Origin of the sequence: Aeromicrobium sp. CFBP 8757, from assembly GCF_014841755.1 — a bacterium.
GTDB lineage: Bacteria > Actinomycetota > Actinomycetes > Propionibacteriales > Nocardioidaceae > Aeromicrobium.
In genome coordinates this window covers 1192182-1204523 of the sequence record NZ_JACYUM010000001.1, presented here as the reverse complement: position 1 = coordinate 1204523, position 12342 = coordinate 1192182, and the positions used below count along the sequence as shown (strand labels likewise).

The following is a 12342-nucleotide window of genomic DNA, read 5'->3' as shown; positions in this document are numbered from 1 at the left end:
CCGTGCGTGACGAGCAGGCGTGCCCCGTCGTCGTGCGGCGGGTGCTCGTGGCGGCCGCGAGCCGCCACGGGGGCACCGCCGGCGAGATCGCGGACCGGGTCGCCGATCACCTCCACGTCCTGCTCCCCGGGACCGAGCGCGTCGAGCGGGTCGAGCTCGCCGACCTCCGCGTGCTCGACGGTGCCGATGCCGTCGTCCTCGGCAGCGCCGTGCTCGACGGTCACTGGATGCGCCCGGCCGCGAAGGCGCTGGAGTACGTGCGCGAGGAGCCGTTGGCCAGGCTGTGGCTGTTCAGCACCGGTCCGGTGTCGGAGGTCGAGTGCGAGAACGAGCAGGTCGTCTCGGCCGATGCGATGGCCCGTCTCGGCGAGGCCCGCGGCCACATGGTGTTCGGCGGGGCGCTGGGTCAGTCGCGGCGGTCGGTCGTCGGGCGACTCGTGGCCACGGTGGCGCGAACAGTGTCCGGCGACCGTCGCGACTGGCGGGTCGTCGACGCCTGGACCGAGCACATCGCCCGCGAGCTGGTCGTCAGTGACCTGAGACGCGGCGTCCGGCGATCGAGTCGATCTCGACCCTGACGACCATCGGACGGACCCCGCCGGCCCACGGGCGGAGGCGGCCGTGCCCGAGCACGAGGTTGATCGTGGCGCGGTCCTCGACCTGCGAGGCGGTGCCCTTGACCGTGACGTTCCACCCGTCCCGGTAGGTGTCGTCGTGGTGGTCGACCCCGAAGGCGACCCGGGTGCCTCGCGCCAGCTGGGCCAGGAAGCCGTCGGGCAGCGTGCGGAAGTAGACGACTCCGCCGATCAGGGCGAAGTTCACCGGCACGAGCTCGACGCCGTCCGGTCCGACGAACGCTACGCGGCCGACGGTCGTCGTGGTCAGCAGCTCGAGACACTCCCGGTGCGCGATCTCGCGGATCGTGGTGCGGTGCTCGTGGTCGTGGGTGGTCATGGTGCGCCTCTCGGTGGAGCGGCTGACGGACGCGTGCCCGTGCGGGTCCGCAGCACCATGGTCGTCGCCCACACCGAGCGGCCACACGGCCGTTGAGCCCCCGTCAGCGGGACGAAGGTCCACCGGTGCGGGCGGCGAGCGCGTCGAACGTCCACGGCACGACCACGACGGGCGAGATCGCGAGGTCGAGGCAGTGCATCAGGATCCTGCGGGAGTGGTGCTGCACCGTCGGCGTGCCGGCCGTCGACCCCAGCACGAGCAGGTCGGCGTCGGCGGAGGCCTCCACCAGGGCGGCCGACGCGGGCGCGTGGAGGACCTGGCCGACGACGGGTGCGGTGTCGGGGTGGCGCCTGCGCACGGTCTCCACGACGATGTCGAGGAGGTCGGCGGCCTGGGCGTGCGTGTTGCACAGCAGCACCTCGCCGTCGTCGTGCCGCGCCTCGGGCGGCCAGCACACCAGGGCGCGCACGTGGGTGCCGCGCAGCTCGGCCTCGTGCAGGGCGAGCTCGAGCGCGGCTGTCGACGCGTACCCGCCGTCGATGCTGACGACGATCGAGGACGTCCTCCTCGCCATGCGTGTCTCCGTTCGTGCCCCGATCTGCCCCAGCGTCGGTGGCCGGCGGGCACCCCGGGAGGGAAGGCCCGCCCTCGGGGTCGGGACGTTGGACTCTGGGCAGGCGTCGGCGGGTGCCGAAGGTCCCCGGTGCCCGGGCCCTTGGCTCGTGCCCGCATCGGCGGGCATCGCCGACGCTGGCGAGGACGAAGGAGGTGGGCGCGATGGACGGGCTCCCCGTGGTGCTGGGTGTCAGGTACGGACAACACCTGCAGGTGGCCGCGTTCGCGGCCGGGGAGGCCGCGCGACGACGCAGCGCACTGAGGGTCGTGCACGTGACGGACGATCCCGCGACGTCGCCGCCGCTGTTCGACGACGTCACCGCCGTCGCCGCTCCGCACCGCGGCCTGGTCGTCGAGCACGCGACGGTCAGGGGCGACGCGACGCAGGTGCTGCTGGACGAGTCGCGGCTGGCGTCCGTCGTGGTGGTCGGGGCGGACGACACCGCCTGGATCGCCCGGGCGATCGGCACCGAGATCTCGCGGGCCGTCGTGGTCCGGGCCGACACCCCGGTGATCGTCGTGCCCGAGGCGCCGTCCCGGCGACCTCGACCGAGCCGCGTCGTGGTGGCGCTGGACGCCGGCCACCAGGTCGACGGTCAGCTGGCCTTCGCGATGCACGCCGCCGTCCTGCGCGCAGAGCCCCTGCACGTCGTGCACGCGGCCGGAGTCGGCGGCGACCACGCCACGAGCTCGCAGCGGGGCTACCTGCTCGAGCAGGCCGTCGACCGGTGGCGGTGCCGGTTCCCCCAGGTCACGGTGCACACCGACGTCGAGCCGGACCACCCGGTGCACGCCTGCCTGGCCGCGAGCGTCCACGCGTCGGTGCTGGTCGTGGGACAGCCGCTCGCCGACCATCACCGGCCGGCGTCGCGGGCGGTGGTCTCGCGGCTCCTGCGACGTTCGGCCGCGCCGGTGGCCGTGGTGCCTCGCGCCCACGACCGGGCGGGGCAGCCGGCATGACCGGTCGACGAGCTGCCGGCCGGCCCGTCGTGGTGCGCGCCGAGCGCGACGGTCGGCCCGACCGCGACGACCACGTCGTGGCGGTCGTCGGACCGGAGGGCACGAGGGGCTCGCAGGACGCCGTGGTGCGCCGGGCGATCGAGGAGGCTGCCCGGCGCACGGGCGAGCTGGTCGTCGTCCAGCTGCTGGCGGGCTCCTCGGAGCTGCGTCGCACGGTCGCGTCGTCGGCGCTCTGGCGCGACGTCGTGTGGTGGAGTCGCGACCTGGACGGCATCGTCGCCTCGGTGCGGGTCGTGCCGGACGACGAGGTCGGCGAGATCGCGACGGCCATGGGCCGCGCCGCCTGCGTCGTCATGGCCGCCGAGCTCGTGGAGACGCACCGTCACCTGCTGCCGCTGGCGCGTCGCGCGGTGGGTGCCACGACCCCGCGGCACCCGTGGCCGGTGGTCGCGGTGGTGCCCTCGCAGCACTCGCGCTGAGGCCTCTACCTCCAGCCCTGCAACCCCGGGGATTTTCCACGAACGCGTGACACAGATCACAGTCCCGAGCGGCGATCTTCCGCGGAGGGTGTGACCCACCTCACCGGCACGGAGCGCGCCCCTCCACGCTCAGCCGGCCTCGACGTGTCAGCGGCGCTTTCACGATTCTTTTACGCTCTCACCACACACCACGTGGAGGGAGACCACCGTGAAGTTCCGTCACGCCGTCCGACTGTCGGCCGCAGCGACGCTGATCGTCGGCGCGGGGGTGCTGGCGACGGCACCGGCCGACGCGGCCAGGCCCTCGGCCTACACCCGCGCCCTGCTGGCCGACCGCCCGACGGCACTCGTCGCCGGCGACCGCGACCTGGTCACCGGCAGGCGGTCGGGCACGCTGCACGGCGACGCCCGTCTGACGCGGATGCGCAACGGCGACCGTGCCGTCGTGCTCGACGGTGCGGGGGACCACGTGTCGTTCAGGTCGTCGCGCAGGTTCAGCATCGCCACGAAGGGCGTGCTGACGGTCGACTACCTGATCCGGCCCGACACGCTCCAGTTCGCGGACGACGAGGGCAGCGGCTACGTCTACGTGCTCGGGAAGGGCAGTCCCGGACAGCACGAGTGGTACGCCCGCATGTACTCCCGGCGCAACGACGAGAACCGGCCCAACCGGCTCAGCGGGTACGCGTTCAACGCCCGCGGCGGACTCGGCGCGGGCTCCTACGTCCAGACCAAGGTCGTCCCGCGACGGTGGATCCACATGACGCTGGTGTTCAACGCCCGCGCGACGTCGTCGCGGTACCCGTCCGGCTACGTCAAGATCTACCGCAACGGCGTCCTGCGCGACACCGACTCGCTCGCCGACTACCGCATCAGGCCGACCCGCGGGTCGGCGCCGCTGCGCATCGGCACGGGGTACCTCCAGAGCTACTTCAAGGGTGCCGTCGGCCCGGTAGCGTTCTACGACAGGGAGCTCCCGGCCGCGCGCATCAGGGCCCACGAGCGCGCCCGCTGACCCCGCGCTCCCGGCCCGATCGGAGGGCCGCGCCGCTTTGACGATTGTTTTCTGACGCCGTGCCTTACTGGTGCCCATCACCGTCAGGTCGTCGAAGGGAAGCGGCAATGGATCGCATCAGGGACACCCACGGAGCCGGGACCGAGCGGGGCGTCGTCCGTCGTGGACGTGGATCGGCGGTGCCGTCGTGACGGTCTACTCCGCCCACCAGCCCGACCTGCTCCCGTACTCGGGCTTCTGGCACAAGATGGCCAAGGCCGACCTGTTCGACCTCAAGATCTGGGACCAGTACGTGCACAAGGGCTACCAGCGCCGCGTGACGATGCGGGGCGGCTGGGTCACGGTCCCGCTCGTCAAGGGCCCCGTGACCGACCCGATCAACGTCAAGCGACTGGCGGCCGGCGCGACGGGTCACCTCGCGGACGAGATCGTCAAGCGCTACACGCACGGCGCCCGGAAGCCGGCGTTCTGGGACGTCCACGGCCCGCGCATCTGCGACGAGATCCTGTCGATTCGCACCGACGTCCTGTGGGAGCTCAACTTCCGCCTGATCCTGCTGGTCCGCGACCTGCTCGGCATCGAGACCCCGCTGACCTTCAGCCGTCCGGCCGGCGAGAACGAGCGCGGGTCGGCCGGGATCATCTCGGTGATCAGGGCGTTCGACGGGCCGATGGAGTACCTCTCGGGGACCGGGGCCCGGACGTACATGGGCGACTGCGCCGAGTTCGTCGAGGCGGGCATCCCCGTCGTGTGGTCGAGGCACCGGCCCGTGACGGGTGACTCGATCCTGACGGTCCTGTTCGACCACGAGGACCCGCTGTCGGTCGTCCTGACCGAGGACGAGCCGCACGAGCACCGCGGCGAGCGCGTCGGAGTGCGCGACGCCGTCCTGGCGGGCCGGTCATGAGCCGCGTGATCGTGGTGGGGCTCGGGTACGTGGGCCTCCCGCTGGCGCTGCGGGCGGCCGAGGTCGGCCACGAGGTCGTCGGCATCGACCTCGACCCCCGCAAGATCGAGCTCCTGTGCGCAGGGGTCACGTACATCGAGGACGCGACGGACCACCGCATCCGGTCCGCGACCGCGTCCGGACGCTTCACGGCCCGCCTGGGCTGGGACCCGGACGGGGCCGACGAGCACGTCGAGGTGCCGTTCGACGTCGCGGTCATCGCGGTCCCGACACCGCTGACGCAGCACGTCCCCGACCTGTCGTACGTCGCGTCCGCCGGCCGGATGATCGGCCGGATGCTCCGCCGGGACGCCGCCGTCGTGCTGGAGTCGACGACGTACCCGGGCACCACCGAGGGCCTGCTGGCCGAGGTGCTCATGGAGTCGTCCGGTCTGCGTCCGGGCGTCGACTTCCACCTGGGCTTCTCGCCCGAGAGGATCGACCCCGGCAGCCCGCAGCACACGCTCGAGAACACCCCCAAGCTCGTGTCCGCCACGACGCCCGAGGGCCTGCTGGTCATCGACCGCTTCTACGGCACGATCGTCGAGCGGACCGTCCCGGTCTCGAGCCCGCGCATCGCCGAGATGGCCAAGGTCTTCGAGAACACGCAGGCCTACGTCAACATCGGGCTGGTCAACGAGCTGTCCGAGATCTGCCACGACATGGGCATCGACATCCACGAGATGCTCGACGCGGCGATGACCAAGGGCCACTCGATGGCGTACTGGGTGCCGGGGCCGGGCGTCGGAGGGCACTGCCTGCCGATCGACCCCATGTACCTGGCCTGGCAGACCCGCACGGCGCTCGGCCGACGGTTCCGCTTCGCCGAGCTGGCCGACGACATCAACACGAGCCGCCCCGACTACGTCGTCAGGCGTGCGTCGCAGGTGCTGCGCGACCGACCGGGAGGGCTGCGGGGGGCGAGCGTGCTGGTGCTGGGGCTCGCCTACAAGCCGGGCGTCGGAGACCTGCGGGAGTCTCCCGCCGTCGACGTCGTCGAGGCGCTGCTGCGCGAGCGGGCGGCGGTGACGACGTGCGACCCGCACGTGCAGGGGTGGACGCGGACCTCCGCGCTCGAGCTCGAGGAGCTCCCCGGCGCGGTCGAGTCGTTCGACCTGGTCGTCATCGCGACGCACCACGCCGAGTTCGACTACGAGAAGATCGCGCTCAAGGCCCGGCTCGTCCTCGACTGCCGGCACGCGATGGAGCCGTCTCCGCACGTGGTCGCGTTGTGAGTCTCGGCGCCCTGGTCGTGCTCGCGTTCGTCGTCGCGACGGCCCTGCCGGCGGGCGCCGCCACGACCGTGACGGCGCCGACCGTCGTGTCGATCACGTTCGACGGCACCTTCGCGTCGCAGGAGCAGGCCGCACAGCTCCTCTCGGCTCATCGCGTGACCGGGACGTTCTACGTCAACTCGGGCTACATCGAGTCGCCCGCGCACCTCAGCCTGGCGGCGCTGCGCGGCATCGCGCGCTCGGGCAACGAGATCGGCGGTGCCTCGCTGTACGGCAACGACCTCTCGCGCGTGGGCGAGCGTCAGGCGCGGGCCCAGATCTGCGACGACCGCACCACCCTGGCCCAGCTGGGCTTCCAGGTCACGAGCTTCGCCTACCCGTACGGCGCCGGGACGGCGCGCGTCAAGGCCGCGGCCCAGGACTGCGGCTACAACAGCGCGCGGGAGTACGCCGGCCTGTTCAGGTCCGAGACGGACTGCTCGTCGTGCCCCGCGGCGGAGACGCTCCCGCCGACGGACGACTTCCGCATCCGCACCAGCACCCTCGCCACCGCACCCGAGCTCGAGGAGCAGGTCGCCCGGGTCGAGGCGACGGGGGGCGGGTGGCTCCCGCTGACCTTCACGCGCGTCTGCCACTGCTCCGAGGCCGGGACCACCGCGATCACGCCCGAGGACCTCGACGCCTTCGTGACGTGGCTCGGCACCCGTCCCGCGACGACGACCGTCAGGACCGTCGACGAGGTCATGGGCGGGCCGCTGAAGCCGGTCCACGGCACGCCCCTGGAGCGTCTGGTGCCCGATCCGTCCGCCGCGATCAGCACGCCGCCGCTGTCGAAGGCACCGGCCTGGACGCTGTTCGGCATCGGGGTGGGGCAGGCGCAGATCCTGCTGCTGTGCGTCGTCGTCACGATGACGATCGTCGTGACGTTCCGGCTCGCGTCGAGGGGGAGCCGTCATGCCCACTGAGCGCCTGGTCGACCGGAGCCGTCCGCTGCGCGGGGCACGCCGTGCTCTCGCGCTCGTCCCGGTGCTCCTGTTCACGGCCTACGTCGTGTGGTCGCACGTGCAGTGGGGCTTCTCGTCCGACACGGTGTTCCTGTCGACGTTCTTCGGCCTCATGGCGCTGCTGATCGTCTACTTCATGGTCTCGGGCATCTACTGGAAGAGCTTCACGCACCTGCCACCGGCCGCGGGCCGCGTGCTCGCGATCATCCCGACGTACAACGAGGAGTCGCACCTGCTGCACGACGTCGTGCGGTCGATGCTGCGGCAGAGCATCCTGCCCGATGCGATCCACGTCGTCGACGACGGCTCGGTCGTGCCGCTCGAGACGTTCGACGACCCGCTCGTGACGTGGCACCGCACGCCGAACGCCGGCAAGCGGCACGCCCAGGCCCACGTGCTGCACCTGTTCGCGCCCGAGGAGTTCGACTACATCTTCACGGTCGACTCCGACTCGGTGCTGGACGACGACGCGCTCGAGCACATGCTGCGGTCGATGCGCGACGAGCGGGTGCAGGCCGCCACCGGGATGATCCTGGTGCGCAACTGGCGCACCAACTTCCTGTCCCGGCTCACCGACATCAACGTCGTGACGTCGTGCCTGCTCTACCGCATGGCCCGCTCGTGGATGGGCATCGTGAGCCCGACGTCCGGTGCGCTCGCGATCTACCGGTCGGCGGTGGTCTACGACAACCTCGACGACTACCTGACGTCCGGGACCGCGGGCGACGACCGTCGCCTGTCGTTCTACGCGCTGCTGCGCGGCGACGTCGTCGGTGTCACCGAGGCGATCGCGAGCACGCAGCTGCCCACGACGTGGGCCGGGGCGTTCCACCAGCGGCTCAGGTGGTCGAAGTCGGCGTGGCTCGGGGTCGGCTTCGTGCTGACCAACCTGCGCCCGCTCGTGATCCTGTTCTACGTCATGCCGCTGGCGTTCTGCCTCGCGTGGCCGTTCATCGTGGCGGCGCTGCTCACGCTGGCCGTCCGCTACGACAACCCGGTGTTCTACCACGGCCTCGCCTGGTGGGTCATCTGCTCGGTGACGCAGTCGGCCATCTACGCGATCTACCGACCCGGCTTCACCACCAAGGACCGGTGGGTGCAGTTCGCCCTGTCGCCGGTCTACCCGCTGCTGGGCCTGGTCATCCTGCGCCCGGCGGCCTACTGGGCGCTGACCAAGCTGCGCTCGACCTCGTGGCACACCCGGGAGCCCTCCGCACCCGACGCGCCGCGTCCCGACGAGGCGGTCGCGGATCCTCCCGTCGCCCTCACCCCCGGAAAGTAGGAACGGACCATGAGACGTCTCCGCATCGCCCTCGGCGCCCTCGTGCTGGCCGCGTGCGCGCTCAGCGCCGCCCCGGCCGCCCAGGCGGCCGGCGAGACCGTCACGATCGGCGGGCAGTCGCACGCCCTGAGCGGCACCGACGTGCGCCGGTCGTCCGGCTACCTCGTGCGGTACACGCCGGCCTTCGGGGCGCGCACCGGCACCAACGCGTACGGCTTCGAGGCCGCCGTCGTCAACGGCGTCGTGACGACCGTCGCCGACGGCGTCGGCAACATGGCGATCCCCGCGAACGGCTACGTGCTGTCGGGCCACGGCGAGTCGCGGACGTGGTTGCGCGCCCGGGCGACCGTCGGCACGGCCGTGACGGTCGGCACGGGGACGCCGACGGGCACGACCCTGCTGCCCGACACGGGCGTGCGCACGCTGCGCCAGTTCACGATCACCAACGCCGGGGGCGTCAAGCTGCTCAAGTTCCCGGCCGTCACGGCCAACATCGGCAAGGGACCGCTGGAGATCACGGGCGACCGGTCGTCGTCGACGTCGACCGACTGGGTCGGCCGTCAGGTCGTGCACCGCACCGACGGCAGCACCACGACGCTCCCGCCGACCGGAGCGACGTTCTACTACGCGGGTGACGGGCACAGCCACTGGCACATCCGCGACTTCGACTCGTACGACCTGTTCAACGCGACCGGGACCCGCCTGCGGCAGGGCGAGAAGCACGGGTTCTGCTTCGAGGACAACACGACGTACCGCGACTGGCCGGGCAGCCCCAAGCACCCCGACGTCCCGCTGGCGCCCGTCTACACGCACGAGGGGTCGTGCGGGGAGGGGCTCCCCGCCGCGACGCACATCGTGCACGGGCTCTCGGTGGGGTGGGGCGACACCTACCCGAGCTCGCTGCCCGACCAGGGCATCGACGTCACCGGGATCCCCGACGGGACCTACCTGGTGCGGGTCACGGCCGACTGGCAGAACTTCTGGCAGGAGAGCAACGAGACCAACAACTCGGCCTCGGCGCAGATCCGCATCGCGGGCAACGCGGTCACCCTGCTCTCCGCGACCGACGGTCTCTGAGACGGTGCCGGGTGCCCGAGACGCGCCTGGGACGCGCGGGACGGATCGTGATCGGCCTGTGCGTCGCTGCCACCGCCCTGGTGGTGGTGGGCGACTCCCGACGCCCCGCGTGGACCGAGCCGACCGCCCGCCTGGTCAACCAGGTCACGGCTGAGCAGGCGCGGGCCACCCGCGACGAGTTCGGCATCGACCACCTGAGGCCCACGCGGCCCGACGGGACGTACTGGGTGTCGCGCTGGGACGCGCCCCGGGCGTTCGACGGGGTCGACCCGCGCGACCCGTGGTTCGACGCCGCGCACGGCGAGGGCAGCTACGAGGCCGGGGACGGGCAGCTGCTGGTCAGCGGACAGACGCCGCGCATGTACGTCCACGACCCGCACCTGCGCCGGCAGTGGCGCGACGTCGAGATCACGATGTACGTCAAGCGGATCGACGACCAGGGCATCGCCTACTCGGGGTTCACCGCGGTCGCCCGCGCCAACCACCTGACGACCGAGGACGGCTCGGCCGACCGCTGCGACACCCGCGGGTACGGCGCCCGGCTCCGCTTCGACGGGCACGCGGACTTCGAGAAGGAGACGGCGCACCCGGAGAACCAGGCGATCGCCAACCGTGAGATCTTCGCCGGCGGCATGCCGAGCAACACGTGGCTCGGCGTCAAGTACGTCGTGTTCGACCGCCCCGACGGGGTGCACCTGCAGCTGTGGCTCGATCGTGCCGACGGACGCGGCGGTGGCGACTGGCGGCTGATCGACTCGGTGACCGACGACGGGCACCTGTTCGGCGACGTGCCGTGCGCCACCGGCATCGACCCGTCGATGGAGCTCAGGGGTGGCTCGTCCCGGCCCGGCTCGGAGTCCGGCCGGCCCAACGTGAGCGTCTACTTCCGCGGCGACGGGATCGGGGACGGCGGGCTGGCCTACAAGTGGGGGTCGGTGCGGGAGATCGTGCCGTGAGGACGCTTCCGGTCGGCCAGGCCCTCGTGCGGGCCGGGGTCATCACGCTCGAGCAGGCGGCGGACGCGGCGGCCGCGCAGCGGGCCGTCGGCGGCCAGATCGGCCAGCACCTGATCCTGGCGGGGGCGGTCACGCGGCGCGACATGTACGCGGCGCTCGCGACGCAGTGGCGTGCCCCGATCATCGACCTGCTGGCCGATCCGCCCGACCCGGCCCTCGTGACCGGCGAGCCCCACGAGGTCGTCGCCCGCGGGTGGGTGCCCTGCAGCCTCGAGGACGACGTCGCGGTCGTCGCGACCTCGGTGCCGCCGACGGGCGAGCGTCTGCTGAACATGCGCCAGGCCACCGGCGCCACGACGATCGTGCTGCGCACGGCGACGGACTGGGACGTGTTCCAGTGCGTGGCCGACGTCCGGCGGAGGCAGCTGCTCGACGCGCCCGAGCCGCCCGTCGACCTCGTCGGCGCGCCGCGACCGTCGGGCGCGGACCGCCTCGTCCGACGGCTGGTCGTCCCGGCCCTGCTGGTGGTCGTCGTCGCCACGGGCCTCGTCCGGGCTCCGTGGTGGACCCTCGCCGGCCTGCTGGTCGTGGTCGAGGTGCTGCTGGTCGCGGGCACGCTGCTGCGGCTCGCCCTGGGCTGGAGGACCGCGAGGGCCCGGGCGTCACGCGCCACGGGTGACGACGGCGCCACGAGGCGCCGACGCGACGGCGACCTGCCCGTCTACTCGGTGCTGGTGCCGTGCCGCGCGGCCACCGCGGGTCTGCTGACGCTCGTCGACGACCTCGACGCCCAGGACTACCCCCTGTCCAAGCTCGAGGTCCTGCTGCTGGTCGCCGAGGACGCCCCGGACGTCCTCGCGGCGCTCAAGTCGAGCCGTCCGCCGGCCTACATGACGATCCTGCGGGTGCCGGCAGGTCCTGCCTCGTCCGACGCCTTCGCCTGCAACTACGGGCTGGCGTTCGCGCGGGGCGCGTTCGTGGTGGCCTACCGGTCGGGTGACAGCCCGGACGGCGGGCAGCTCGCCGCAGCCGTCGACGCGTTCATGACGAGCCGTCGTCGCGGAGGACCGGGGGAGTCGCGCGACCGCGTGGCGTGCGTCCAGACGACGACCGTCCACGACGCACCGACCACCCTCGCGGGCCGCGTCAGCGCGCTCGAGCGCGCCGCATGGTTCGGTGACGTGCTCCCGACCGCCGACGCCTGGGGCATCCCGACGCCGCTCGGCCGTTCCTCGGAGCACTTCGACACCCACGAGCTGCGCGCCGTGGGTGCGTGGGACCCCGACGACCGGTCCGCCGGCGCCGATCTCGCGACCCGGCTCCGAGCGGCCCGGCGACGGGTCGCGACGATCCCGTCGACGACCACGACACGGCCACCGGCCGATCTGTCGGAGTGGGCCGACGAGCGCACCCGCTGGATCACGGGCTGCCTGCTGACGACGTGGGCGGGCCTGCGCGGGTCCGGCGACGCGCGCCGCGTCCCGGCCGGGCTGGCCGGGCTGGCCGGATCCGCGATGCTCGTCACGAGCCCCCTGGGCTTCACGGCGCTGCCGCTCGCGCTGACGTCCGTCGCCCTCCTCGCGCTGCTCGACCGGTCGCCGGGGCTCGCGGTGCCGCCGGGCCTGCCGGCGGTGCTGGCGGTCTGGCCCTTCGTCGCCTTCGTCGTGATGGCGCTGGTCTCGGGTCGCGCGGCCGCGCGCACCTACGGCTGGTCGGCTGCCGCCGGGGCGGCCGTGGCCCCCGTGTCGTGGCTGCTGCAGATCTGGCCGACGGCACGGGCCGCCGCCCGTCTCGCGGCGAGGCCGGTGCACGACTGAGG

Annotated in this window: 13 protein-coding genes; 11 read left to right on the top strand and 2 right to left on the bottom strand. The window is 72.7% G+C overall.

Features of this window, described 5'->3' with window-relative positions; genetic code table 11:
• The first annotated feature begins 2 nt into the window (after positions 1-2).
• Positions 3-578, top strand: a complete 576-nt coding sequence (locus IFT73_RS05960; RefSeq protein ID WP_192166782.1) for a flavodoxin domain-containing protein — start codon at positions 3-5, stop codon at positions 576-578.
• Here the strand turns inward: IFT73_RS05960 and IFT73_RS05955 are convergent.
• The gene (locus tag IFT73_RS05955; RefSeq protein ID WP_192166781.1) at positions 529-954 is read right to left on the bottom strand and encodes a pyridoxamine 5'-phosphate oxidase family protein; all 426 of its coding nucleotides are present in this window, start codon (positions 952-954) and stop codon (positions 529-531) included. The two genes, IFT73_RS05960 and IFT73_RS05955, sit on opposite strands and share 50 nt — an antisense overlap.
• A 103-nt stretch (positions 955-1057) precedes the next feature.
• A complete protein-coding gene (locus IFT73_RS05950; protein WP_192166780.1) occupies positions 1058-1528 on the bottom strand; it encodes a universal stress protein in 471 nt (156 codons plus the stop codon).
• Positions 1529-1731: 203 nt separating this feature from the next.
• Here IFT73_RS05950 and IFT73_RS05945 point away from each other — a divergent pair, with 203 nt between their 5' ends.
• From IFT73_RS05945 to IFT73_RS05900, 10 genes are all read left to right on the top strand, one after another.
• On the top strand, positions 1732-2529 hold the full coding sequence (locus IFT73_RS05945; protein WP_192166779.1) for a universal stress protein: 798 nt from the start codon (positions 1732-1734) through the stop codon (positions 2527-2529).
• Complete coding sequence (locus IFT73_RS05940) at positions 2526-3008, top strand: hypothetical protein (RefSeq protein ID WP_192166778.1); 483 nt, start codon at positions 2526-2528, stop codon at positions 3006-3008. Before IFT73_RS05945 ends, IFT73_RS05940 begins: the two co-directional genes overlap by 4 nt.
• A 208-nt stretch (positions 3009-3216) precedes the next feature.
• The gene (locus tag IFT73_RS05935) at positions 3217-4023 is read left to right on the top strand and encodes a LamG-like jellyroll fold domain-containing protein (protein ID WP_056608727.1); all 807 of its coding nucleotides are present in this window, start codon (positions 3217-3219) and stop codon (positions 4021-4023) included.
• Between the two features lie 187 nt (positions 4024-4210).
• Positions 4211-4930, top strand: coding sequence for a WbqC family protein (locus tag IFT73_RS05930; RefSeq protein WP_056608724.1), 720 nt, complete (start codon positions 4211-4213; stop codon positions 4928-4930).
• Positions 4927-6204 (top strand): nucleotide sugar dehydrogenase, encoded by a 1278-nt coding sequence (locus IFT73_RS05925; RefSeq protein WP_192166777.1) that lies wholly within the window; start codon positions 4927-4929, stop codon positions 6202-6204. The genes IFT73_RS05930 and IFT73_RS05925 overlap by 4 nt, the downstream gene beginning before the upstream one ends.
• On the top strand, positions 6201-7169 hold the full coding sequence (locus IFT73_RS05920) for a polysaccharide deacetylase family protein (RefSeq protein WP_192166776.1): 969 nt from the start codon (positions 6201-6203) through the stop codon (positions 7167-7169). Before IFT73_RS05925 ends, IFT73_RS05920 begins: the two co-directional genes overlap by 4 nt.
• Positions 7159-8490, top strand: coding sequence for a glycosyltransferase (locus IFT73_RS05915; RefSeq protein WP_056608716.1), 1332 nt, complete (start codon positions 7159-7161; stop codon positions 8488-8490). Before IFT73_RS05920 ends, IFT73_RS05915 begins: the two co-directional genes overlap by 11 nt.
• 9 nt (positions 8491-8499) lie before the next feature.
• Positions 8500-9567, top strand: coding sequence for a lysyl oxidase family protein (locus tag IFT73_RS05910; protein WP_192166775.1), 1068 nt, complete (start codon positions 8500-8502; stop codon positions 9565-9567).
• 11 nt (positions 9568-9578) lie between these two features.
• Positions 9579-10523 (top strand): hypothetical protein, encoded by a 945-nt coding sequence (locus IFT73_RS05905; RefSeq protein WP_197983509.1) that lies wholly within the window; start codon positions 9579-9581, stop codon positions 10521-10523.
• Positions 10520-12340 carry a glycosyltransferase gene (locus tag IFT73_RS05900; protein WP_192166774.1) on the top strand — a complete coding sequence of 607 codons (1821 nt, stop codon included), beginning with the start codon at positions 10520-10522 and terminating at the stop codon, positions 12338-12340. The genes IFT73_RS05905 and IFT73_RS05900 overlap by 4 nt, the downstream gene beginning before the upstream one ends.
• Positions 12341-12342: the final 2 nt, after the last annotated feature.